The following is a 23,010-nucleotide window of genomic DNA, read 5'->3' on the forward strand; positions in this document are numbered from 1 at the left end:
TTTTGAAAGTAATAAATTTAATATTTATCTTTTCAACTTAAAGATATTAAAAATAAAGCAGGAAAAGACCAAATTTCAGATTTTATTTTTTACACAATGTGCTTAGATAGTTAACAGATATCCATATAGTCATCGAACGTATGATAAATTGGTAAATCGCATAGTAGCATAAATTAGCATTGGCCACATTTAACTCTATAAGAAGTATTACTAAGTTTGATTATACAGTTTTTACACTTATTGATTATAGTTTCTTAATCTTCTCATTTTTCCTCTTCTAACTTGCCACGTACTGGAACATCATAAAAATATTTCAAATCTTTATTGAAAGTGTATTAAAATATATGCTTATATTTTATAAATGAGGGTAATTAAATGTGGTCAGATACTGAATCTAAAGAAGACTATCTCAATTTTGGTGAAGTATCCCAAATTGTTACTGAAATCTTAGAAACTGAAGCTATGCTCCCCGTTTCAATAGGTATTTTTGGTAATTGGGGTGCAGGTAAATCTTCTCTATTAAATTTGATTGAGCAACAAATCGAACCTGATGAATGGATTGTGATTAAATTTGATGCTTGGCTTTATCAAGGATTTGATGATGCCAGAACGGCTCTTTTGGAGACGATTGCAAACCATTTGATTCAAGCTGCCAAAGATGAAGAAACCATCTTGAAAAAATCCCAAAATTTATTAGTCAGAATTAATGGTCTACGTTTGGCTGGTTTTCTTGCGGAGGGGGCTGCTTTAGCTGCAGGTTTTCCTACTTTTGGTTTAGTTTCCAAAATATTTGGAACGGCTCAAAATGCCTTGGATGGAATTCAAGATGAAACGGAAAGTAAGCAAGTTATAGAAATAGGAAAAGAAATTGTTGATTCAGGAAGAAAACTTATCAACCCCAAAAAACAGCAAACCCCACCACAACAAATCGATGAGTTTAGAAAAGAATATGGTGAGATATTACAGAGTTTAGGTAAAAAGTTGGTTATTGTGATTGATAACCTTGACCGTTGCCTGCCTGCTAATGCTATTCAAACATTAGAAGCCATTCGTTTATTCTTATTCTTAAATCGTACAGCTTTTATTATCGCAGCTGACGAGGAAATGATCCGCCATTCAGTTGCCGAACATTACAAAGATTTGTCGTATCGTCATCAAATTGATTATTTGGACAAGCTCATTCAGATTCCTATTCGTGTACCTAAAGCAGGTGTTCTTGAAATTCGTGCGTATTTGTATATGCTGTATGCTATTCATCAAAAAGTGCTACCCGAAAAATTAGCAAACTTACGCCAATTTTTAGAAACTCATTTGCAACAATCTTGGCAAGATCAATCCTTAAATCCAGAACAAGTAGCCAAAACTATTGAAGAGCAAGATAATCGAGCTCTCTTGTCAGATTTTGAAAGAGCAAACAGAATAGCTCCTCTATTAGCAAATTCACCTAATATTCACGGTAATCCTAGAATTGTAAAACGTATTTTAAATACTATTAAAATGCGTGCCAAAATCGCAAACAAGCGTCAAATACCGTTAGAGGAAGCGATTATTACCAAATTGGTGATTTTTGAGCGATGTGTGGATTCTGATGTGGTAACAAATTTTTATCAACGTATTAATGAAGAAGAGGGTAAACCTGAATTATTAAAAGAGCTGGAAAATCACAATGAGCAAAATTTATCAAAACTCTCTGAAAATAAGCCCATTCAAACATTTATCAAAGAATGGGCAAAGTTAGAGCCAAAATTATCCAATGTTGATTTGCGCGCGGCGATCTATTTATCCAGAGAAACCATACCGCTAAATACTTATACCGCTCAACTTTCTCAAAAAGCCCAAGATGCTTTAAACATTTTACTTACAACCACATCAAGAACAGGCTCACAAAATACTCAGAACGCTATTCAGGGATTAACAATTGATGAACAAATCTCCGTTATGGAAGCATTGATTGAACAATTAAGAAAACTGGATAATTGGGATAAAAGCCCAGATGGTTTTATGGGGGCTTGTTTGCTAGCGGCAAATTCAGAAGACGGTGCAAAAATTTTAGCTCGCTTTATTGCTGAATTGAAAAATAAAGACATTAACTATCCGTGGTTGAACAAAAGATTAAAAAGTGAAACTTGGTACAAGGAGTAAGCAATGGGCACTTCACAATCTAGCGTAGGGCCAAATGGTCGTTCGCCTCTATTACCCTCTTGGGTTGATGATAGTCAGACATCGTTACAAACACCAGACCCACAGAGATTAAAGGGATTGCGTCAGGCAATCGGTAGGGCTGTACGAAGCGGTGGACGTGATGATGTCCGTAAAGCACTTGGGCATTATGCACGAAAAGCCAGTGGTGGTAAGTATATAGCTGTCCAAAAATTGGGGAAAATTACCCAAGCAGGCTCGGGTTTATTTGGTATTTTTTCAGGCAGCCAGCAGCAACAATATTCGGTTAATTTACATAGTTTAAATGGTCAGCCTTGTGATCTAGTCATCAACCAAATTACTCAACTTTTGTCTGGTCATCACGGTGATTCAGACAAAATTCGTTCTGCAATGAATATTGCTTTATCAGAAGCATTGGAAGGAATGACAACTTTTGATGAAAATAGCATTACCACTGAAGTCATTGGTAAAATGATGATTTGTTATTTAACCGAAAGTATTTTTCTGCAAATTGCACACGATGCCGGTAAGGCTTGGAAGAAAGGCGATGATCCTGTGCAAATTGCCAAAGCGGAAAATGATTTACGGCAACTCATTCGTGAAGTAGTAGATATTAAGCTTGCCCCTAAATTTACGGATGATGTTTGCCAGTTAACAATTGAACAAATGCAAGAAATTCAAAACCAAGCTATTTTGGAAATTTGGGAAGAATGGGAGGATTATTGATGACTCAATTGGTTTTTCATCACGATATCAATCAATTAAATAACCTACAAAATGGAACAATACCTGTTCATTTATATGGAATGGGTAATAAAAATCTACAAATTGCCCATATCGGTAATATGGTTTTAGATAGGGTGAGAAGATTAGGCATTAGACTTAATAACCAAGTAATGGATTTTCTAACCATTGCTATGGCAGTAACGGCGGCAGATACTTTTGTTTTGCGAAAAGATACCGCAAATGGCTGGTGCCGTTCCTTTTCTATTACTTTACCATTGTGCCAGCCAGCTATTTGGCAAGCAAACAAAGTTCATTTAGAACACATTTTACACTTTTTAAGTGGTGATATTTGGCAATTTGATTTTCAAGAAAACGGGCAGAATCCTACACAACCTTATTCACAAAATGGTAGAACCAAGTTAGTAGATTTAAGAAATAAAGACTGTGTTTGTTTATTTTCAGGTGGTTTGGATTCATCGATTGGGGCAATTGATTTATTGGAACAGGGGCACTCACCTGTTTTGGTTAGTCATTCTTATAAAGGTGATAAATCACGTCAACAAGCGATTATTCAGCAACTTAACCAAAATGGTTATATCAATCAATTTTCTCAATTTAATGCGATTGCACAGCCCCATTTAAATAATGGTAGGGCTACTGAAATCACAATGCGAACCAGAAGTTTGAATTTCTTAGCATTTGCTATTGTATCAGCTTATGCATTACAGGATGTGGTGCAAAAAGAGATTGATATTTTCGTACCTGAAAATGGGGTAATCTCAATCAATGCACCTTTAACAGTACGCAGAGTAGGTACTTTAAGTACCCGTACCACTCACCCTTATTTTATCCAAGAAATACAAAAATTATTCACTGCAGTCAATATTCCTTTCACTTTAAAAAATCCTTATCAATTTAAAACCAAAGGGCAAATGATAGCAGAATGCAAAAATTTACCATTATTACAGCAAATTATCCCTGATACTGTTTCGTGTAGTCATTGGAAACGCAAAAATCAACAATGCGGGGTTTGTGTTCCATGCTTGATTCGCAGAGCGTCATTGCATTATGCTGGTATCACGCATGATGCTGGATATGAATTCAATGATATTCGACAAATTTTGACAAATCGAGATAGGAAAGATGATTTATTTGCTTTAATTAACGCTATTCATCAAAAAAATCATCGTAATATGAATCAATGGGTTTTACAAAGTGGCTCACTACCGACTCAACAATTAAATCAGTTTGCAAATGTTCTTATGAATGGATTGGATGAAGTGGAAAAACTTTTAATGGTGAACCAAATATTATGATGGATATGCATTGCCATTTGGATTTATATACTAATCCACAATACGTTGCAAAACGATGTAAAGATGAAAATATTTATGTCTTATCTGTTACAACTACACCAAAAGCGTGGTACGGAACAAGTTTATTAGCAAAAGACTGCCCTCGTATTCGTACTGCCTTGGGATTGCATCCCCAACTGGCTCACGAACGTTGGCAGGAGTTAGATTTGTTTGATGCATTATTAAACCAAACTCGCTATGTGGGTGAAATTGGTTTGGATGGCGGAAAAGAGTTTAAAACACATTGGGAAACCCAATTAAAGGTTTTTCGCCATATTTTAAGAAGCTCAGCAAAATCTGGAGGAAAAATATTAAGCATACATTCTAGGATGAGTGCACATGCTGTACTAGATGAATTAATCCAAGTAAATGGTAATTTACCAATCCTTCATTGGTTTTCAGGCACAAAACAACAACTAAAACGAGCGATTGAAATAGGCTGCTATTTTTCTGTAGGACCTGCAATGTTAAGCAGTAAAAAGGGGTATGAGTTGACCCAACTTATGCCGATGGAAAAAATATTGGTTGAAACTGATGGACCTTTTGGGAATTTTAAAACACAAGCTTTACTACCCTGGGATGCCAATATTGCCATTGCAATATTGGCAGATATTTGGGGGATGAATATTTCAGAAGCTGAGAATATATTGAAAAAAAATCTCTTTAGCTTAGTTTCAAAATATATATAAAGCACAACTTCTCCTTATATCTTCCATAAAAATTTTCCATTTTCTCAAATAATCTTGATCTTTTATAATATCTTTTATTTTTAAACTTAACCAGAACCATTAGGATATACCATCCCTAATGGTTTAATTTAACAATTAAACATTTTTTGAAAAATCCTAAATTTTATGATCTGTTCCGAAAAGTTGGAAGCTTAGTCCAACAACTTTTTAGGGCAGATCAATTTTTACTTTTTCTAAATAAAAGGTAAGAAAATGTAGCAGAAATAACAAATTGGCATAGTAGACAAAATAGCCACTAAAAAGTGGCTTAAAGCCTTATAATACAAGGTATTAAGCCCTATTTAATTCAATTAATTACTTGTGATGGTAGGGGCGGTCTAATGAAAGAACTATTTGATACTCCAGTGCAGATGTGTCAGTTTCATATGGTCGCGATTGTGATGCGAAAATTAAGGAAAAACATCGGTCACAAGTGGGTTAAGAATTGAAAATAATTGCGAAATCATTGGTAAAAAGTTCAAGAAATGACTTTTATCGTTGTTTGTATCCTTGGTTTATAAAACATGAGAATTTTTTAAAAGAACGAAGTGATAAAGAGAATGAAAAAGGTTATTTTTATTATAAATATAGAAATATAAGAGCGGCTTATGTAAGTTTGAAGTATTATATAAATTATTTATTTACTTTTGAAAAGAATACTGAAATAAATATCGAAAATATGATAAATAGGTTAGAAGGATTATTTAAATATCAAAAGTTTCAATTAAATGAACATAATGGATTAACGAAAAAACGAAAAGTTATATTTATAAAGGTTTTTTAAATAAAAAGAGTTGCTAATATTTTGAAAAATAAACATTAGCAACAGTTTTGTCTACTATGCCAATAAATTAAACCTTTGTACAAATGTTACATAATACCGCAATTTTTTGCAAAAATACGACTGCTTGTCATTAGCTGTTTTGCGCTACTTCTGCCGCAGGTTTACGGCGTTTACCAATGTTTTTGGTATCTTTATGACGCACTTTTACTTTCGCCTTTGAGGCTTCTTTTTTTGCTTCTTTGCGTTTTTTAATGCGCGCTTTTTCTTTTTTGCTGGTGATATTCAGTTCGCCATCTTTCGGTGCTTTAGTGCGTGGCTCTAAACCTTCTACCACGCGTGATTTCAATGCTTCTTCAGTATAGCGTTTGATTTTACCAAGTAGTTTGTAGTCGTGTGCTTCTACTAACGAAATTGCAGAACCCTTTTTCCCAGCACGCGCAGTGCGTCCGATACGGTGTAGGTAAGTATCAGCACTATAAGGTAGGTCGAAGTTAATCACATAATCAACATCGTCAATATCAATGCCTCGAGCGGCAACGTCGGTTGCGACCAATACGTTAACCACACCTTCTTTTAAGCGGTTAATTGCTTGGTTTCGCTGGGTTTGCGCCATATCGCCTTCTAAATAGGTTGAGCGTAACCCTCTTTTGCGTAGTGTTTCACTAAGCTCACGGACATCTTCACGGCGGCGAACAAAAACAATCACTTTTTCCATCTCTAAACTAGGAATCAAACGCGCCAGTAATTTGGTTTTATGTTCTAGATTATCGGCATGATAATACCATTGATGGATTTTTTTGCGCTCACGGCGACTTGGTTCTGCTTCAATTTGTACAGGATCTTGTAATAGACGCTCAGCAAAATCAGTCAATAATTCACCTTCAAGCGTAGCAGAGAATAACCAAGTATGTTTGCGCCAACGGGTTTCTGCAGCAATTTTTTCCGCATCTTGCCCAAAGCCCATTTGCAGCATACGGTCTGCTTCATCAAAAATCAGAATTTCTACCGCACGGCAATCAAAGTTTTCTTCTTTGATATATTGCATTAAACGCCCTGGTGTTGCGACAACGATGTCTTGGTTGCTGTTAAATACTTCGCCGTGGTTTTGGTAAGCCACACCACCTGTAATCGTCGCAATGCTTAGTTTGGTAAATTGGGCGAAAGATTGGGCTTCTTCCGCAACTTGCATAGCGAGTTCACGGGTTGGGGTTAGGATTAAAATACGGGGTGCACCGGGTTTACGGCGCGGGTAGTCAAGCAAGTGTTGAATTGCCGGTAGTAAAAATGCTGCGGTTTTTCCTGTTCCTGTAGGCGCGGAGCCTAATAAATCTCTGCCATCTAGGGCGTAAGGAATAGTTTGCTCTTGCACAGAAGTGGGGCGTTTGTAGCCTTTTTGTGCCAAAGCTTTTAATAATTGGGGAGAGAGGTCGAGTTCTTCAAAAGTAAGAATCGCATTTTCTGAGGTCATATAATTCCTGATGCTACGCTACAAGCGGTTTAATTTTATTACGGTTTTGCAAATTATAGCATAATCAAAGAACCGCCCAAATAAGAAAGGCTAAGTCGATGCTTAGCCTTTCTTTCTCGTTTATGTATTATTTATTTAAAGTTAATACTACGCTTTCACCAGCAACAACTTCGCCAGTTTTTTTGTTAAGGTTGCTAATTTCGTCCATGTTTGAAATCACAACCGGCGTTAATACAGATTTTGCTTTTGCTCTTAAGGTTTCTAAGTCAAATTTGATAACTGGGTCACCAACTTTAACACTTTGACCTTCTTCAGCGATACGCGTAAAACCTTCGCCTTTTAATTCAACGGTATCAATACCGAAGTGAACGAATAATTCTACACCGTCTTCTGATTCGATAGAGAATGCGTGATTGGTCTCGAAAATTTTACCGATGGTACCATTTACTGGTGCAACGATAGTATCGCCATTTGGGTTAATAGCCACGCCATCACCCACAATCTTCTCAGAGAAAACCACATCAGGCACATCTTCAATGTTTACAATTTCACCTGAAAGTGGTGAAAAGATTTGAATTTCTTTTGATTCTTTTTGTTTTGAACCAAAGATTTTGCTTAAAAAGCCCATAAAATTCTCCGTTTGTAAGAACAAAATTCCCTTCTATTTTATACGAGAATTCTGTTTTTGTATGCTAAATTATCAATAATTAGCTAAGTTTTGCGTAAAAATCATTAACTAAACGTTCAATATCTGCTGCAGTTGGTTGTGCTAAGGCTTCATCTGCTAAAGCTTTTGCGTCTGCATAGCTGATTGAACGAGCGAGTTTTTTTACGTGTGGTACAGAAATTGCACTCATACTGAATTCATCTAAGCCCATACCCAGTAGCAATGCGGTAGCGCGGACATCACCGGCTAATTCACCACACATACCAGTCCATTTACCTTCAGCGTGAGAAGCATCAATAACTTGTTTGATTAAATTCAACACAGATGGGGTTAATGGATTATATAAGTGAGCAATGATTTCATTGCCACGGTCAACGGCAAGGGTATATTGCGTTAAGTCGTTGGTACCGATACTAAAGAAATCAACTTCTTTAGCAAGATGACGCGCATTCACTGCCGCTGATGGGGTTTCAACCATTACACCTAATTGTAAGTTTTCATCAAAGGCATGACCTTCTGCGCGAAGTTGTGCTTTTAATTCGGCTACGATAGATTTTAATTCACGAATTTCTTCTACTGAGATAATCATCGGGAACATTACCGCTAATTTACCAAAAGCAGAAGCACGAAGTACTGCACGTAATTGTGTGTCTAAAATTTCACGGCGAGTTAAACCAATACGCACTGCACGCCAGCCTAAGAATGGGTTCATCTCTTTTGGTAAATCAAGGTATGGTAATTCTTTATCCCCACCAATATCCATGGTACGAAGAACAACTTGTTTGCCTTCCATCGCTTCAACGATTTCTTTATAAGCTTCAAATTGTTCTTCTTCACCTGGTAATGAAGCGCGATCCATAAAGAGGAATTCAGTACGGTATAAGCCGACAGATTCACCACCATTGCGTAACACGCCATCGACATCACGAATAGTCCCGATGTTACCGGCCACTTCAATACGGTGTCCATCTAAGGTTTCAGCAGGCAGCTCTTTTAATTTTGCTAATTCTGCTTTTTCTGCTGCTAATTTTTCTTGCTGTGCTTTGAAAGCTGCAATTTCAGTTTCAGACGGATTGATATGAATTTGGTTGCTAATGGCATCTAAAATGACTAAGTCACCTGTTTTGACATGAGTTGTGATATCGTTAGTCCCCACAATTGCCGGTAGTTCTAATGAACGCGCCATAATTGAGGTATGCGAAGTACGTCCACCAATATCAGTAATAAAACCTAATACTTTGTCTAAGTTTAATTGTGCGGTTTCAGATGGAGTTAGATCATAAGCAACAAGAATAGACTCTTCTTGAATATCGCCTAAATCAACGATATGCATGCCTAAAATGTTGCGTAATAAACGGTTACCGATATCGCGAATATCACCAGCACGCTCTTTTAAGTATTCATCATCAATTTCAGATAATACGGCAACTTGTTGGTCGATAATCTTGTTTGTTGCAACATCAGCAGTAACAAGGTTTTCTTTAAGATAAGCGAGAATTTCTTCTTCTAACTCTTCGTCTTCTAAGATCATTAGATGACCTTCAAAGATAGCGGCTTTTTCAGCGCCTAGCGTACGTAGCGCTTTTTCATGAATAGAATTGAGTTGTGCTGCGGTTTTTTCACGACCAGCATAGAATTTAGCAACTTCAGCATCAATTTGGTCAGCTGAAATTTTTTGGGTGTTAAGGACGATAGGCTCTTCTTTTAAAACTAATGCTTTACCGAAAACTACCCCTGGGGAAGCTGCGATACCTGTAACCATAATAAGATCCTTTTGTTGTTGGAATGAAAAACTATGGCAAGCCGAAACTTGCCATAGAAAATTCGATTATTCTAATGTAGGGATTAAATCTACTAAGAAATCAACCGCTTTTTGCTCATCTTCGCCTTCAGCAGTAATGGTAATATTTGTACCTTGTGTTAGGCCTAATGTTTGCAGTTTGAATAAACTTTTCGCACTCGCACTTTTACCGCCAGAAGTGACTGTAATGTCCGAAGCAAATTGTTTTGCTGCTTTTACAAATTCAGCTGCTGGACGAGTATGTAAGCCACTTGGTGCGGTAATAACAACATCTTTAGCGTATGACATAGGATTTCCCCTTATTGTGTAAAGTTAAAACTGGAAAGAGTTAGCCTCTAACACCTAATCTTTTTCACTTTACTACAAAATGGATATAAATTCACGAATAAAAATAAAAGAACGGTATAAATAATGATCTAAATCAGGTTGTTTTAAGAACATTTATGGATAAAACCGAAAATTTAACAAAACCTACTGTATAAAATTTACAATTTTGTAAACTCTGTAAATGAGTAAATTTGCAAAAAAATGCTAAAATCAGACCGCTTATTATTTTGAGGAATTTATGCGTCGATTTTTTGTTTCAGCTCCCGCTTGGGGATGCTATTTAGGCTTAGTTTTTTTATATAGCTTCAGCTTCTGGCAACTTATCTTGCACCGCCGAGACGAAACCTTTTGGTCTTGGACGGATGCATTTACCATTCTGAAATATAGCATCTTACAAGCTGGATTATCCGCACTTCTTTCTACCATTTTCGGATTGTGTTTAGGGCGTGCATTTTTCTATTTAAACTTTAAAGGTAAATATTTTTTACTTAAAACTTTTTCCTTCATTTGGACACTTCCATCGCTCATTGTTATTTTTGCCGTGATTGGTGTCTGGGGAAATTCAGGTTGGCTTGCACAAATTTTCAGCTTTTTAGGCTTAGAGTGGCAGTTTTCGCTTTATGGTTTAGTGGGGATCTTACTCGCACATTGCTTTTTTAATATCCCATATGGGATGTTATATAGTTATGCTCTTTTAAAGCTGATACCTAATAGCCAACATAAATTAGCAGCGCAACTGAACATCACAGGCTGGCAACGTTTTAAATTGGTAGAATGGCCAATCTTGAAAAAGAGAATACCTTTTGGCTTTATGACGATTTTTCTAATCTGCTTTACCAGTTTTCCAATAGTGTTAATGTTGGGCGGTGGGCCTAAATATAGCACATTTGAAGTTGCCATTTTCCAAGCGGTCAATTTTGAATTTGATTTTGCAAAAGCAGTGATGTTAATTGCAGTTCAAGTTGTTGTAGCGGTAGTTTTGAAAATATTGCTCAATATGGTAACGCCAAAACAAGAAAAAATCGTTTTAACACCAGATGTTGAAAGTTGGATACCGCAGTTATCTAATTTAGAAAAACGTGGTTTACAAATCATACTTTGGACGTTTGGTTTTGCTTTACTTGTTCCGCTATGCAGCGTCATTTGGGAAGGCATTAGTGTTTCGCATTTAATGGAACGTTTACAAAATCCAATGTTATGGCAGGCAACGGCTTATTCTTTAATGCTTGGATTTATTGCTGCTATTGTTGCTGTTTGTGTTGCTTATTCTGTCGCGTTAGCCGCTCGTCATTTTTATTATCAAAAGCAATTTATTCGCCATGCATTTCTAGCGAGTACAGTCGTCTATCCACTTATTTTTCCGATTTTTTTGCTTTCGGTTGGGCTTTATTTCTTCTTTCAAAATAGCGAACTTTCGACGTTTCAGCTATTGTTACTAGTTGGTGTGTGTAATGGTATTGTTACGCTACCTTATATTTACAGTATGATTTTTGATGCACTTTGGCAAACGCTGACTCGCCAAGATAAATTAGCGAAAAGTCTCGGTTTAAGTGGTTTCCGACGTTGGTGGATTGTTGAGAAAAATTATCTTGTTCGTCCATTGTTGAATGCTTTTGCATTGGCAATGTCTTCAAGTCTTGGCAGTTTTGCGGTTATCGCTTTTTTTGGTAGTCCAGATTTTAGTTCGCTGCCTTACTTGCTTTATCAACAACTTGGCAGTTATCGAATGGAAGATGCAGCAGTCACAGCAGTTGTGTTAATGGCCATTTCTGCACTTCCGTTCTGGGTACTAATGAAAAATAAAAAAGGTTATATATGATTGATTTAGATCTGATTTTTAACTATGAAAATAGCCCGATGCACTTTGTTCTTCAAGTTGAACAAGGGGAAAGGCTAGCAATTATTGGTGAAAGTGGGGCAGGGAAAAGTACGTTATTAAATTTGATCGCGGGCTTTGAAACGCCTGCAAGCGGTCAGATTTTGCTAAATGATTGCGATCATACGCAAACTCAACCTGCTGATCGACCCGTTTCAATGTTGTTTCAAGATAATAACCTTTTTCCTCATTTAACGGTGGCGCAAAACATTGGTTTAGCGCTAGCGCCAAGCTTATCGCTAAATGCTACCCAACAGCAACAAGTAAGAGAAATTGCTGAAAAAATGGGTATTGAGCCATTGCTCAGTCGTCGTGCCGATCAGCTTTCTGGCGGGCAGAAACAACGTGTTGCTTTGGCAAGAACGTTGCTACGCGATAAACCTATTTTACTCTTAGATGAACCTTTTTCTGCGCTTGATCCTATTCGCCGTCATGAATTACAACAGTTTATTTTAGAGATTTGTATTGAGCGAAACCTAACACTTTTAATGGTAACTCACCAATTAGAAGAAACGAAAAACTTGTTTACACGGGTAGTGGAAATTCGAGAAGGACAAGTTTTTCCGTTATCTGATTAGAAAATGTGATCTATATCACAAAATTCATAAAACAGTTGAATTTCAGGTTTTTTTTACTTTGTTTGCTAAACCGTTTTAGTTAGAATGGCGCCATTACTTTTTATCATTTATGTAATCCTTTATAGAGGTGATTTATGAACTTCCCAAAAATTGCGGAACAAACCATTGCAAAGTTAGGTGGTAAAGAAAATATTACTACCCTTGCTCACTGCGCCACCCGTTTACGTTTAACCTTAGCTGATGAATCGAAAGTGGATAAAGAAGCCATCGAAAATATCGAAGGCGTAAAAGGTCAATTCTCAACGAGTGGCCAATACCAAATTATTTTTGGTTCAGGCACGGTAAACAAAGTCCATGCTGAGATGCAAAAACAGATGGGTATTGGTGATATGAGTACAGCGGAAGTAGCGGCTGCTGGCGCTGCAAATCAACCTCTTTTACAACGCATTGTGAAAGGGCTTGCAGATATTTTCGTTCCAATTATTCCTGCAATCGTTGCAGGCGGTTTGCTGATGGGTATTCACTCAATGTTGACCTCCATCGGCTTTTTCTGGGAAGGACATTCAGTTGTAACCAAATATCCAGGTGTTTCGGATTTAGTTGATTTTATTAACACAATTGCTAACGCACCGTTCGTATTCTTACCAGTATTGCTTGGCTTCTCAGCTACTCGGAAATTCGGTGGAAATCCATTCTTAGGTGCGGCATTAGGAATGCTTTTAGTTCACCCTGCATTAGCAGATGGTTGGAACTATGCGAAAACCTTAATGGAAGGCAAAATTACCTATTGGAACGTATTTGGTTTAGAAATTGAAAAAGTGGGCTACCAAGGCACCGTGATTCCAACGATTGTGTCTGCATGGGTACTCGCTACACTTGAAAAAGGTTTCCGTAAATTTGTGCCGTCTTATTTAGATAACCTTGTTACCCCGATGTTCTCATTATTCATTGCGGGTTTCTTAGCCTTTACCGTGATTGGCCCAGTTGGTCGTGAAGCGGGTAGCTTAATTTCTCAAGGGTTAACTTGGTTATATGACACATTAGGCTTTATTGGTGGTGGTATCTTCGGGGCATTCTATGCGCCAATCGTTATTACTGGTATGCACCAAACCTTTATTGCCGTTGAAACCCAATTATTAGCAGATGTAGCGAATACGGGCGGTACTTTCATCTTCCCAATTGCTGCAATGTCTAATATTGCACAAGGTGCAGCTTGTTTAGGTGTGGCGTTTACGATGAAAGATGCTAAAGTTCGCGGTTTAGCGATTCCATCTGGTATCTCTGCATTATTAGGGATTACTGAACCAGCTATGTTCGGGGTGAACTTACGTTATCGTCATGCATTTATTGCCGCGATGATTGGTTCAGGTTTAGCGAGTGCTTTCATTGCAGCATTTAACGTAAAAGCAATTGCATTAGGTGCAGCAGGTTTCTTAGGTATTCCATCTATCAAACCAGATAGTTTAGCGATGTACGCTATTGGCATGGTGATTTCATTTGCCGTGGCATTCTCTGTGTCTGTTGTATTAGGCAAACGTGCACAAGCAAAACAAAAATAATTAACTTTTGAATCAGTTTGGGGATTATGCCGAAAAAAGGTATAATCCCCTTTATTTTTTAAAGTTTAAGAGCGTGTTATGAGCCAAATTCCATTAAGAAACGAACAAGAAATTGAGAAAATCCGCGAAGCCTGCAAATTGGCTTCTGATGTATTAGTGATGATTGCCCCTTATGTGAAAGAGGGTGTTAGCACAGGGGAATTAGATAAAATTTGCCATGATTATATGGTTAATGAGCAAAAAGTGATTCCAGCGTGCTTGGGTTATCACGGCTTTCCGAATGCGACTTGTATTTCGGTCAATGAAGTGGTTTGCCACGGTATTCCAAGTATGGACAAAATACTTAAAAATGGCGATATTTTGAATATTGATGTGACTGTCATTAAAGATGGTTATTTCGGTGATAACTCAATGATGTATGTGGTTGGTGAAACGAATATTCGTAGCCAGCGTTTAGTGGATGTCACGCTAGAATCACTGTATATCGGCTTACGCACGGTAAAACCGGGTATTCGCTTAAAAGAGATTGGAAAAGCCATTCAAAAATATGTCGAAAAAGAGGGTTTTTCAGTAGTTCGTGAATATTGCGGACATGGCATTGGCACTGAATTCCACTGTGATCCACAGGTGTTACACTATAATTCAGATGATGGCGGTGTTGTGCTAAAAGAAGGGATGGTCTTTACGATTGAGCCAATGGTGAATGCGGGTAAAAAAGAGATTCGTAATATGCCGGATGGTTGGACAGTAAAAACCAAAGACCGCAGCCATTCAGCACAATTTGAGCACCAAATTGTCGTGACGAAAGAGGGCTGTGAGGTTATGACAATTAGAGATGAAGAAATTGCTTCAGGACGTATTAGTCGCTTTATGAAAAATAGCTAGTTTGGCTTGATAAATAACAAGCGGTTTAATTTGCAAAAAATATTGCGAATTAAACCGCTTGTAGCATTAAAATTAGTCGATATTTTTTAATTCTTCTTCAGATAGTGTTTCTTTTCCGTCATTCGGTTCAGTGACTTTACCATCATTGACTTTAAACTCTAGGTTTTGGAAGTAGGCTTCTCTAAACATCGTATAGGAGTCTGAAGATTGTTGCAGTAATGCATCTTGATCTAACAAGTTTGCACGTGTATCTACACCTTGCACTGCAAATTTCGCAATGGCCCATGGTGTGGTAAGCAGTGATAAGACTGGATATGAGGAGTCCACCACTTTACCCACCGCTTGGCGCGGAGTAGTTGAACCATAGCCTGGCACAACCACATAAGCGCCTGTACCAACGCCATATTTGCCCATGGTATCGCCAAATTCACGCTCGCCGTTTTCTAATTTTAAATCTGGTGTTTTGCTTGCCCAGTCAATTAAACCGCCTAAACCGAAAATAGAGTTAATCCAGAAACGGTTTAAATGCACCATTGCTTTTTGGCCTTCACCTTCTAATAAACGATTTACGAAACTAGCTGGCTCATCTAAGTTATTTGCAACATTGACTAGACCTGTTTTGATAGGGCTTGGCACATAATCACGCCAGCCTGTTGCGACAGGTTTTAAGACATAAGGATCGATATATTCGTAGTTTACTTTCCACATTGCGCGGTTAAAGCCTTCAAGTGGATCTTTACGTTCGCCCGTTGCAGGATCGATAGAGGAAGAACACGCACTTAAACCCATTACACTGACGGCTAATAAAATAGCTTTTAATTTCATAGAAGATTCCTTAAACAAATTTGTTGCCATTCTAGCTAACAATCGACAAATTACAAGTAAACAATGGTAAAGAGAAATCTAGACGTCTAGATTGCTTTTGATTAAAATAGGCGCATTTTTTGTATGCATTAGGATTCAAATATGACTGATTGGAACGGTGAATATGTCAGCCCGTACGCGGAACATGGCAAAAAAAGCGAACAAGTGAAAAAGATTACGGTCTCTATTCCGATTAAAGTATTAGAGATCTTAACCAACGAGCGCACTCGCCGTCAGATCAAAAACCTTCGCCATGCAACAAATAGTGAGTTGCTATGCGAAGCCTTTCTCCATGCCTTTACAGGCCAACCGTTACCCACCGATGAAGATTTACTCAAAGAGCGCAGTAATGAGATTCCTGAAGAGGCAAAACTAAAAATGCGAGAGTTAGGGATAGATCCCGATAACTGGGAATACTAACTTTCGATTTTCTTTTCATGTCGAGGCAATTAATTATGCACTATCAATTAAATCGTGAAGCCCGTTGGGCATTCATTTTATCGCTTATTTATCTGTTAGGCTGGGTCGGCTTTGCTTATTTTTCCCCAAAAGGGAAGGGAGTATTCGGCTTTCCCATTTGGTTTGAACTCTCCTGTTTATTCTTGCCACTGATTTTTACCCTTTTGGTTTATCTAGTGGTCAAAAACATTTATCAAGAGATTGATTTGGAGCAGTCAGATGAAAAATAGTGAAATGTTAATACCGCTGATTGCCTACCTATTTTTTGTTTTTAGTGTGGCGTATTACGCTTATCGTCAACGAGCAAGCGGCAGCTTTTTATCAGAGTATTTCGTTGGTAATCGCTCGATGTCTGGCTTTGTGCTAGCAATGACCACAGCAGCCACTTACTTAAGTGCTAGTTCTTTTATTGGCGGGCCTGGGGCTGCTTATAAATATGGTTTAGGCTGGGTACTGCTTGCTATGATTCAAGTGCCAGCTGTGTTATTAGCGTTAGGCGGCTTAGGTAAAAAATTCGCTTTGTTAGCGCGTCGTTATCAGGCAGTTACGGTTAATGATTTATTATTCGCTCGTTACCAAAATAAATGGATTGTTTGGTTTGCCAGCCTTGCCCTAATTCTCTCTTTCTTTGCGATGATGACCGTACAATTTATCGGTGCGGGTCGACTGTTTGAAACCACGTTTGGGATTTCTTACCAGAGCGCAATTTTAATTTTCGCGCTTACTGTAGGGATTTATACCTTCATTGGTGGTTTCCGTGCCGTTGTATTAACCGACACCATTCAAGGCATGGTGATGGTAATTGGAACGCTCTTGCTATTGGGTGGCGTTATTTATGCATTAGATGGCATCACACCTGCGATGGAAACTTTAGAAAAAATCAATCCGCAGCTGCTTGAGCCTTACGGGATTGATGAGCGCCCATTAGATTTTACTTACATGACGTCATTTTGGGTGTTGGTTTGTTTTGCATTGGTTGGTTTACCGCAATTAGCTGTGCGTGGCATGGCTTATAAAAACAGCCGCTCACTACATCAAGCTTTAGTGATTGGTACTGCTGCAGTGTTTATTTTGGTATTAGGCATGCATCTTGCTGGCGTGTTAGGGCGAGCAGTCGTACCAGATTTAAAAGTGCCAGATCAAGTGATTCCAACATTGATGTTACAAGTGCTTCCGCCAATGGCTGCGGGTATCTTCTTAGCTGCACCGATTGCCGCGATTATGTCTAGTATTGACTCTTTATTGATTCAATCATCTTCTACGCTCATTAAAGATTTATATTTGGCTTGGAAGCCAGAGGCGGTGCATGAGGAAGCGAAATTAAAACGTTTTTCAACTATCACCACGTTACTCATTACCGTATTGCTCGTGGTCGCGGCATTTGATCCGCCAGACATGCTGATTTGGCTGAACTTGCTTTCATTAGGCGGTTTAGAATCGACTTTCTTGTGGGTAATTGTGCTAGGCGTTTATTGGAAAAAGGCAAATGCAATAGGTGCGTTAAGCTCTATGGTGGTGGGATTAAGTAGCTATATCATCATTCACACGTTTAAACTTAGTCCGTTTGGTTTCCATGCGATTGTGCTAGCGGTATTGTTAAGTTTAATTGCCTTTTTAATTGGTAATTTGTTTGGTAAAAACGACCGCTTGTAAAGCAAAAAAGTGCGTGGATTTAAATCCACGCACTTTTTTATCACTTATTCATAAAAGACCACTTCATCTACTGATAAACTCACTCGTGTTCCCGCTTTTCCAGCCACAATGTCTTCAATGTCTGACAGTGAACCAATCGCAGCGTCTTTACCTGTCGCTTTCACAAAGTTAATCACAGCTTGTACTTTTGGTCCCATAGAACCAGCTGCAAATTCTGCGCTTAATGCTTCAAGAGCAGCAGGATTGGCTTTAGCAATTTTGCGTTCCCCTTCTTTTTGGAAGTTTACACAAGCGGCATTCACATCGGTGGCGATAATAAATAAATCGGCATCAAGCTGATTAGCAATGACGGCCGTTGCAAGATCTTTATCCACTACCGCTTCTACACCGGTTAATTGCCCTTGTGCATTTTTCACACAAGGTACACCGCCACCACCACCGCAAATGACAATGTGATCTTGAGCTAATAATGCTTTCACGGCATTTATGCCTGTCACATCTTGTGGTTTCGGGCTTGGTACGGCACGACGATAATATTGCCCATCTGGCATCACCGTCCAGCTTTTTTCTGCGGCTAATTTTTCAGCTTCTGCTTGAGTATAAACTTGCCCAATCGGTTTGCTTGGTTTGGAAAAGGCAGGATCGTGTTCATCAACAATAACTTGGGTAACTAACGTTTGAGTCGGTGTCTCTGTAAGCAAGTTAGTAAGCTCTTGTTGTAACATATAGCCAATCATGCCGACAGTTTGTGAAACCAGTACATCTAATGGATAGGGTTCGATTTTGTTATCTTGTGCATAATAAGCTGCGTGTTGAAGCGCTAATAATCCAACTTGCGGACCGTTGCCATGAGAGATAATCAGTTCGTTCTTGGGTTTGACTTTTGCCAGCTGTTCTGCGGCTAAACGAATATTGGCAGATTGATTCTGGGCGGTCATTGGCTCGCCCCGTTTTAGTAGTGCGTTTCCACCTAGTGCAACGACGATTCTCATTTTGGCTCCTTAATGCTTATCTCTGGTTTTTATTGAAAAGTCCGCGCACGCAAGCGGTCAGATTTTGCGAAAGTTTTGCGTACGCGTGAACAATGTCATGGCGGTTAAGCAAGGCTTGCAACCATAACTGCTTTAATGGTGTGCATACGGTTTTCTGCTTGCTCGAATGCCACATTCATTGGTGATTCAAACACATCTTCAGTCACTTCAATCCCATTTGCTAAAGCAGGATAGAGGGCTGCAATTTCTTTCCCGACTTTCGTTTCGCTATTGTGGAAAGCAGGTAAACAGTGCATGAATTTCACTTTTGGGTTACCAGTGCGTTTCATCAATTCAGGTGTCACTTGATATGGCATGAGCAGATCGATTCGCTTGCCCCAAGCTTCTAGTGGCTCGCCCATTGACACCCAAACATCGGTATGCACGAAATCTACACCTTTAACGGCGGTATCAATATCTTCAGTAACGGTAATACGAGCCCCAGATGCTTCTGCAAATTTTTGACACATTGCCACTAATGATTCTTCAGGTAAGAGTGCTTTGGGTGCACAGATACGCACATCCATGCCTAATTTTGCGCCAATAAGCAGCAAGGAATTACCCATATTGTTACGCGCATCCCCAATGTAAACGTAGCTAATTTGACTTAATGGCTTCTCACTGTTTTCCATCATAGTTAAAACGTCTGCTAACATTTGTGTTGGGTGGAATTCGTCTGTTAAGCCATTAAAAACGGGCACGCCAGCATATTCTGCTAATTCGTTTACGACAGATTGTTTAAAACCACGGTATTGGATGGCATCGTACATTCTGCCTAATACGCGAGCGGTGTCTTTCATTGATTCTTTATGCCCGATTTGTGATGAAGTTGGATCAATATAGGTCACATGCGCGCCTTGATCGTAAGCAGCCACTTCAAAAGCACAACGGGTACGGGTTGAGGTCTTCTCAAAAATTAAAGCAATGTTTTTGCCTTTTAATAATGGCTGTTCCGTGCCGGCGTATTTGGCGCGTTTCAGATCGCTTGCAAGGTCTAATAAGAATTTGATTTCACGTTCAGTATGATTAACAAGACTCAATAAATGTCTGTTTTTTAAATTGAATGCCATGATTTAACTCCTGAGAAGCATTGGTAAAAGAAGCAGAAAAGTAAACCGCTTGTGATGAGTAAAAGAAAAGGGGAAGAGAAAGAAAATGTTTGTGAGATAAATGAAAATAGAAAGGGAAAAGGGACCGAACAACAGGGAGGTATAATCAGAAAGAGATTGGGTTCAGTGAGCATTTTCAGCCTATCTAAAATAATGAAATTTATCTTAGACGCGTATTTTAGCAAGATTTATGCGCTTGTCAATGAAGCAATCGGTTGCTTTTGCGATCTTATTCTACTTTTATGCATTTTTATGCAATTAAACTGCATAAAAATCACTAGAAAAGATAAAATAATTTGAATAGTTATACCTCTTTAGGATTATCTGATTTGCGAAAAAGCAAAGTTGGTTCTAACTATTAAACAAATTGAAGTATGTTGGCCGATTTTTTGCTATGCTAAGCACCATTTTTAGATTTAATTTTTTCAATTTTAACTATTCATTGTTGATGGAGTGAGAGATGAATCCAAGACGTAAATCTCGATTAAAAGTGGTGGTTGTGATCTTATTTGGATTAGCGGTAGCAGTTGGGCTAACGCTTTACGCATTAAGTCAAAATATTGACTTATTCTACACACCTTCTGAAGTCGTTCAGGGTAAAAATAATGACCCGAACCAAAAACCAAGTGTAGGTCAGCGTATTCGTGTTGGTGGTATGGTGGTTGAAGGCTCGGTAAAACGTGATGAGAAGACTTTAAAAGTAGAGTTTGAAGTTGATGACATTGGGCCTGCGATTTCTGTCGAATACGAAGGTATTTTACCGGATCTCTTCCGTGAAGGTCAGGGCATTGTGGCACAAGGGGTGTTGATTGAACCAACTCGCTTACGCGCAACAGAAGTACTGGCAAAACATGATGAAAACTATATGCCACCTGAGTTAGGTGATAAATTAAAATCACAACATAACCAAATGGGTGTTTCTGATGCTGATATGAAAGGGGAATCTGCACGCGATAAAGCAGTGCAAGGAGAACAAAAATGATTGCAGAACTTGGCAATTACGCCTTGGCATTGGCGCTAGCTTTATCTGTTTTCCTAGCAGTCCTTCCGTTGATTGGTGCTGAAAAAGCAAATGTGAAATTGATGGCGTTAGCCCGTCCACTAACTTGGTCAATGTTTTTAGCATTGAGCCTCTCGTTCGGTGCGCTATTTTACTTGTTCGCTGTTAATGATTTCAGCGTGCAATATGTCGTGAATAACTCCAATTCACTATTGCCGTTGCAATATCGTTTATCAGCGGTGTGGGGTTCGCACGAAGGTTCATTATTGCTATGGATCTGGTTGCTTTCACTCTGGGCAGTTGGTGTGGCGACTTTCACCCGTAAGATGCCAGAAGAAGCGGTGGCTCGCGTATTAAGTGTAATGGGCTTAGTGAGCATTGGCTTTTTAGTCTTTATTATTTTTAGCTCAAACCCATTTGGTCGTACTTTCCCAGATTTCCCTGCAGATGGACGTGAGTTGAATCCAATGTTGCAAGACGTTGGCTTAATTTTCCACCCACCGTTGCTCTATATGGGCTATGTAGGTTTCTCTGTGGCGTTTGCTTTTGCCATTGCCTCATTGATGAGTGGCAGATTAGATACCGCTTGGGCAAGATGGTCTCGCCCATGGACAATGGCTGCATGGGTTTTCTTAACGCTCGGTATTATTTTAGGTTCATGGTGGGCGTATTATGAATTAGGCTGGGGAGGCTGGTGGTTCTGGGACCCAGTTGAAAATGCATCTCTAATGCCATGGTTAGCGGGTACGGCGCTGATTCACTCGCTTTCTGTTACTGAAAAACGCAGTACGTTCAAGGCGTGGACAGTATTATTAGCTATTCTTGCTTTCTCATTGTGTTTACTTGGGACTTTCTTAGTCCGTTCAGGCATTTTGGTTTCTGTACATGCCTTTGCTTCTGACCCAACACGTGGTTTGTATATTTTGGCTTATTTAGTGTTGGTTATTGGTGGCTCACTACTGCTTTATGCCTTCCAAGGAAACAAAATCAAAAGTTTAGATAACTATCAACGTTATTCGCGTGAAAGCTTGTTATTACTTAATAACATCATGTTAATGGCGTTTTTATCGGTCGTCTTTTTAGGCACGATTTTACCGTTAATTCATAAACAAATTGGTTTAGGCAGCATTTCTATTGGTGCACCGTTTTTTGACCAAATGTTCTTAATTTTAATGGTGCCGTTCTCACTTTTATTAGGAATTGGCCCGTTAGTAAAATGGCGCAGAGATCAAGTTTCTGCAATTCGCACACCAGTCATTATTTCACTGATTATGATGGTGGCACTAGGTTTCGGTTTACCATATCTTGTTGGTGATCGCTTAACTGTAACTGCCGTATTAGGTGCCATGATGGCGGCCATCATTGTGATTTTAAGCCTTTATGAAATGCATACGCGTGCGACACATCGCCATTCATTCTTAACTGGTGTATTTAAACTTTCGCGTTCACATTGGGGCATGACTTTAGCCCACTTAGGTGTCGCAATGACAGTTTTCGGTATTGCAATGAGCCAAAACTTCAGTATTGAAAAAGATGTCAGAATGCGTGAAGGCGACAGCGTACAGATTTTGGATTACCAATTTACGTTTAAAGGCTTGAAAATCACAGATGGTGCAAACTATCAAGGTGGGACGGCAGATATTGCGATCACTAAAAATGGCAAACCAGAAGCCACGCTTCATGCAGAAAAACGTTTCTACAATGTCAGCAAAATGGGAATGACCGAAGCGGCTATTGATTGGGGCTTCTCTCGTGACCTTTACGCAGCACTTGGCGAACAACTTGAAGATGGCTCATGGGGCTTACGCCTTTACTACAAACCATTTATTCGTTGGATTTGGTTTGGTGGTTTATTTATGGCAATCGGTGGTTTACTCTGTATGCTAGATAAACGTTACCGGATTCGAGTGAAATAAAAGTGAATCTCAACTTTGCAGTATTATTGCAAGCGGTGAAATTTTTCGCATTATTTGCAAATTA

Annotated in this window: 21 protein-coding genes; 14 read left to right on the plus strand and 7 right to left on the minus strand. The window is 38.8% G+C overall.

The window, feature by feature from the left end:
• The first annotated feature begins 375 nt into the window (after positions 1 to 375).
• The 5 genes from HMPREF1128_RS08760 to HMPREF1128_RS10400 all read left to right on the plus strand — a co-directional run bounded on the left by HMPREF1128_RS08760 (position 376) and on the right by HMPREF1128_RS10400 (position 5,753).
• Entirely contained in the window at positions 376 to 2,142 is a 1,767-nt protein-coding gene (locus tag HMPREF1128_RS08760) for a KAP family P-loop NTPase fold protein (protein WP_007526536.1), read from the plus strand.
• Positions 2,143 to 2,145: 3 nt separating this feature from the next.
• Complete coding sequence (locus HMPREF1128_RS08765; RefSeq protein WP_007526534.1) at positions 2,146 to 2,886, plus strand: hypothetical protein; 741 nt, start codon at positions 2,146 to 2,148, stop codon at positions 2,884 to 2,886.
• On the plus strand, positions 2,886 to 4,202 hold the full coding sequence (qatC, locus tag HMPREF1128_RS08770) for a Qat anti-phage system QueC-like protein QatC (RefSeq protein ID WP_007526500.1): 1,317 nt from the start codon (positions 2,886 to 2,888) through the stop codon (positions 4,200 to 4,202). The genes HMPREF1128_RS08765 and qatC overlap by 1 nt, the downstream gene beginning before the upstream one ends.
• Positions 4,199 to 4,930, plus strand: a complete 732-nt coding sequence (gene qatD / locus HMPREF1128_RS08775; protein WP_007526504.1) for a Qat anti-phage system TatD family nuclease QatD — start codon at positions 4,199 to 4,201, stop codon at positions 4,928 to 4,930. Before qatC ends, qatD begins: the two co-directional genes overlap by 4 nt.
• A gap of 484 nt (positions 4,931 to 5,414) precedes the next feature.
• Positions 5,415 to 5,753 (plus strand): hypothetical protein, encoded by a 339-nt coding sequence (locus tag HMPREF1128_RS10400; protein WP_231287870.1) that lies wholly within the window; start codon positions 5,415 to 5,417, stop codon positions 5,751 to 5,753.
• A gap of 130 nt (positions 5,754 to 5,883) precedes the next feature.
• Here HMPREF1128_RS10400 and srmB read toward each other — a convergent pair whose 3' ends face one another.
• From srmB to HMPREF1128_RS08800, 4 genes are all read right to left on the minus strand, one after another.
• Positions 5,884 to 7,221 (minus strand): ATP-dependent RNA helicase SrmB, encoded by a 1,338-nt coding sequence (gene srmB, locus HMPREF1128_RS08785; RefSeq protein ID WP_007526508.1) that lies wholly within the window; start codon positions 7,219 to 7,221, stop codon positions 5,884 to 5,886.
• Positions 7,222 to 7,348: 127 nt separating this feature from the next.
• Positions 7,349 to 7,849, minus strand: a complete 501-nt coding sequence (gene crr, locus HMPREF1128_RS08790; RefSeq protein WP_007526497.1) for a PTS glucose transporter subunit IIA — start codon at positions 7,847 to 7,849, stop codon at positions 7,349 to 7,351.
• 79 nt (positions 7,850 to 7,928) lie between these two features.
• Positions 7,929 to 9,650, minus strand: coding sequence for a phosphoenolpyruvate-protein phosphotransferase PtsI (ptsI, locus tag HMPREF1128_RS08795; protein ID WP_007526523.1), 1,722 nt, complete (start codon positions 9,648 to 9,650; stop codon positions 7,929 to 7,931).
• Between the two features lie 66 nt (positions 9,651 to 9,716).
• Complete coding sequence (locus HMPREF1128_RS08800) at positions 9,717 to 9,977, minus strand: HPr family phosphocarrier protein (protein ID WP_007526498.1); 261 nt, start codon at positions 9,975 to 9,977, stop codon at positions 9,717 to 9,719.
• A 277-nt stretch (positions 9,978 to 10,254) separates the two neighbouring features.
• Here HMPREF1128_RS08800 and thiP point away from each other — a divergent pair, with 277 nt between their 5' ends.
• The 4 genes from thiP to map all read left to right on the plus strand — a co-directional run bounded on the left by thiP (position 10,255) and on the right by map (position 14,914).
• A complete protein-coding gene (gene thiP / locus HMPREF1128_RS08805; protein ID WP_007526528.1) occupies positions 10,255 to 11,835 on the plus strand; it encodes a thiamine/thiamine pyrophosphate ABC transporter permease in 1,581 nt (526 codons plus the stop codon).
• Positions 11,832 to 12,470, plus strand: a complete 639-nt coding sequence (thiQ, locus tag HMPREF1128_RS08810; protein ID WP_007526555.1) for a thiamine ABC transporter ATP-binding protein — start codon at positions 11,832 to 11,834, stop codon at positions 12,468 to 12,470. The genes thiP and thiQ overlap by 4 nt, the downstream gene beginning before the upstream one ends.
• Before the next feature lie 134 nt (positions 12,471 to 12,604).
• Positions 12,605 to 14,029, plus strand: a complete 1,425-nt coding sequence (locus HMPREF1128_RS08815) for a sucrose-specific PTS transporter subunit IIBC (RefSeq protein ID WP_007526550.1) — start codon at positions 12,605 to 12,607, stop codon at positions 14,027 to 14,029.
• Between the two features lie 78 nt (positions 14,030 to 14,107).
• On the plus strand, positions 14,108 to 14,914 hold the full coding sequence (gene map, locus HMPREF1128_RS08820; RefSeq protein ID WP_007526519.1) for a type I methionyl aminopeptidase: 807 nt from the start codon (positions 14,108 to 14,110) through the stop codon (positions 14,912 to 14,914).
• 72 nt (positions 14,915 to 14,986) lie between these two features.
• Here the strand turns inward: map and HMPREF1128_RS08825 are convergent, their stop codons facing one another.
• Positions 14,987 to 15,739 carry an MlaA family lipoprotein gene (locus HMPREF1128_RS08825; RefSeq protein ID WP_007526530.1) on the minus strand — a complete coding sequence of 251 codons (753 nt, stop codon included), beginning with the start codon at positions 15,737 to 15,739 and terminating at the stop codon, positions 14,987 to 14,989.
• Positions 15,740 to 15,880: 141 nt separating this feature from the next.
• On the opposite strand from HMPREF1128_RS08825, the gene metJ reads away from it, so the two are divergent.
• The 3 genes from metJ to panF are packed head-to-tail and all read left to right on the plus strand — an operon-like array spanning position 15,881 to position 17,890.
• Entirely contained in the window at positions 15,881 to 16,198 is a 318-nt protein-coding gene (metJ, locus tag HMPREF1128_RS08830; RefSeq protein ID WP_007526571.1) for a met regulon transcriptional regulator MetJ, read from the plus strand.
• A 35-nt stretch (positions 16,199 to 16,233) separates the two neighbouring features.
• Complete coding sequence (locus tag HMPREF1128_RS08835) at positions 16,234 to 16,467, plus strand: YhdT family protein (protein WP_007526521.1); 234 nt, start codon at positions 16,234 to 16,236, stop codon at positions 16,465 to 16,467.
• Complete coding sequence (gene panF / locus HMPREF1128_RS08840) at positions 16,457 to 17,890, plus strand: sodium/pantothenate symporter (RefSeq protein ID WP_007526552.1); 1,434 nt, start codon at positions 16,457 to 16,459, stop codon at positions 17,888 to 17,890. Before HMPREF1128_RS08835 ends, panF begins: the two co-directional genes overlap by 11 nt.
• Positions 17,891 to 17,934: 44 nt before the next feature.
• On the opposite strand, the gene arcC is transcribed toward panF, so the two are convergent.
• The gene (gene arcC / locus HMPREF1128_RS08845; RefSeq protein WP_007526559.1) at positions 17,935 to 18,882 is read right to left on the minus strand and encodes a carbamate kinase; all 948 of its coding nucleotides are present in this window, start codon (positions 18,880 to 18,882) and stop codon (positions 17,935 to 17,937) included.
• A gap of 104 nt (positions 18,883 to 18,986) precedes the next feature.
• Positions 18,987 to 19,991, minus strand: coding sequence for an ornithine carbamoyltransferase (locus HMPREF1128_RS08850; protein ID WP_007526502.1), 1,005 nt, complete (start codon positions 19,989 to 19,991; stop codon positions 18,987 to 18,989).
• A gap of 499 nt (positions 19,992 to 20,490) precedes the next feature.
• Between HMPREF1128_RS08850 and ccmE the strand changes: the two genes are divergently transcribed.
• Both ccmE and HMPREF1128_RS08865 read left to right on the plus strand, forming a co-directional pair.
• Entirely contained in the window at positions 20,491 to 21,012 is a 522-nt protein-coding gene (ccmE, locus tag HMPREF1128_RS08860; RefSeq protein ID WP_007526495.1) for a cytochrome c maturation protein CcmE, read from the plus strand.
• Positions 21,009 to 22,946, plus strand: a complete 1,938-nt coding sequence (locus HMPREF1128_RS08865) for a heme lyase CcmF/NrfE family subunit (protein ID WP_007526551.1) — start codon at positions 21,009 to 21,011, stop codon at positions 22,944 to 22,946. Before ccmE ends, HMPREF1128_RS08865 begins: the two co-directional genes overlap by 4 nt.
• Positions 22,947 to 23,010: the final 64 nt, after the last annotated feature.

The organism is Haemophilus sputorum HK 2154 (genome assembly GCF_000287615.1).
Taxonomy (GTDB): domain Bacteria; phylum Pseudomonadota; class Gammaproteobacteria; order Enterobacterales; family Pasteurellaceae; genus Haemophilus_A; species Haemophilus_A sputorum.

What these genes read in the sequence shown, in the direction of transcription:
- ptsI (WP_007526523.1), bottom strand. Translation starts at nt 9,650, where the DNA reads ATGGTTACAGGTATCGCAGCTTCCCCAGGGGTAGTTTTCGGTAAAGCA.
- HMPREF1128_RS08865 (WP_007526551.1), top strand. Translation starts at nt 21,009, where the DNA reads ATGATTGCAGAACTTGGCAATTACGCCTTGGCATTGGCGCTAGCTTTA.
- crr (WP_007526497.1), bottom strand. Translation starts at nt 7,849, where the DNA reads ATGGGCTTTTTAAGCAAAATCTTTGGTTCAAAACAAAAAGAATCAAAA.
- HMPREF1128_RS08850 (WP_007526502.1), bottom strand. Translation starts at nt 19,991, where the DNA reads ATGGCATTCAATTTAAAAAACAGACATTTATTGAGTCTTGTTAATCAT.
- panF (WP_007526552.1), top strand. Translation starts at nt 16,457, where the DNA reads ATGAAAAATAGTGAAATGTTAATACCGCTGATTGCCTACCTATTTTTT.
- srmB (WP_007526508.1), bottom strand. Translation starts at nt 7,221, where the DNA reads ATGACCTCAGAAAATGCGATTCTTACTTTTGAAGAACTCGACCTCTCT.
- HMPREF1128_RS08835 (WP_007526521.1), top strand. Translation starts at nt 16,234, where the DNA reads ATGCACTATCAATTAAATCGTGAAGCCCGTTGGGCATTCATTTTATCG.
- arcC (WP_007526559.1), bottom strand. Translation starts at nt 18,882, where the DNA reads ATGAGAATCGTCGTTGCACTAGGTGGAAACGCACTACTAAAACGGGGC.
- qatD (WP_007526504.1), top strand. Translation starts at nt 4,199, where the DNA reads ATGATGGATATGCATTGCCATTTGGATTTATATACTAATCCACAATAC.
- HMPREF1128_RS08825 (WP_007526530.1), bottom strand. Translation starts at nt 15,739, where the DNA reads ATGAAATTAAAAGCTATTTTATTAGCCGTCAGTGTAATGGGTTTAAGT.
- HMPREF1128_RS08760 (WP_007526536.1), top strand. Translation starts at nt 376, where the DNA reads ATGTGGTCAGATACTGAATCTAAAGAAGACTATCTCAATTTTGGTGAA.
- metJ (WP_007526571.1), top strand. Translation starts at nt 15,881, where the DNA reads ATGACTGATTGGAACGGTGAATATGTCAGCCCGTACGCGGAACATGGC.
- HMPREF1128_RS08815 (WP_007526550.1), top strand. Translation starts at nt 12,605, where the DNA reads ATGAACTTCCCAAAAATTGCGGAACAAACCATTGCAAAGTTAGGTGGT.
- qatC (WP_007526500.1), top strand. Translation starts at nt 2,886, where the DNA reads ATGACTCAATTGGTTTTTCATCACGATATCAATCAATTAAATAACCTA.
- thiQ (WP_007526555.1), top strand. Translation starts at nt 11,832, where the DNA reads ATGATTGATTTAGATCTGATTTTTAACTATGAAAATAGCCCGATGCAC.
- thiP (WP_007526528.1), top strand. Translation starts at nt 10,255, where the DNA reads ATGCGTCGATTTTTTGTTTCAGCTCCCGCTTGGGGATGCTATTTAGGC.
- HMPREF1128_RS08765 (WP_007526534.1), top strand. Translation starts at nt 2,146, where the DNA reads ATGGGCACTTCACAATCTAGCGTAGGGCCAAATGGTCGTTCGCCTCTA.
- ccmE (WP_007526495.1), top strand. Translation starts at nt 20,491, where the DNA reads ATGAATCCAAGACGTAAATCTCGATTAAAAGTGGTGGTTGTGATCTTA.
- map (WP_007526519.1), top strand. Translation starts at nt 14,108, where the DNA reads ATGAGCCAAATTCCATTAAGAAACGAACAAGAAATTGAGAAAATCCGC.
- HMPREF1128_RS08800 (WP_007526498.1), bottom strand. Translation starts at nt 9,977, where the DNA reads ATGTCATACGCTAAAGATGTTGTTATTACCGCACCAAGTGGCTTACAT.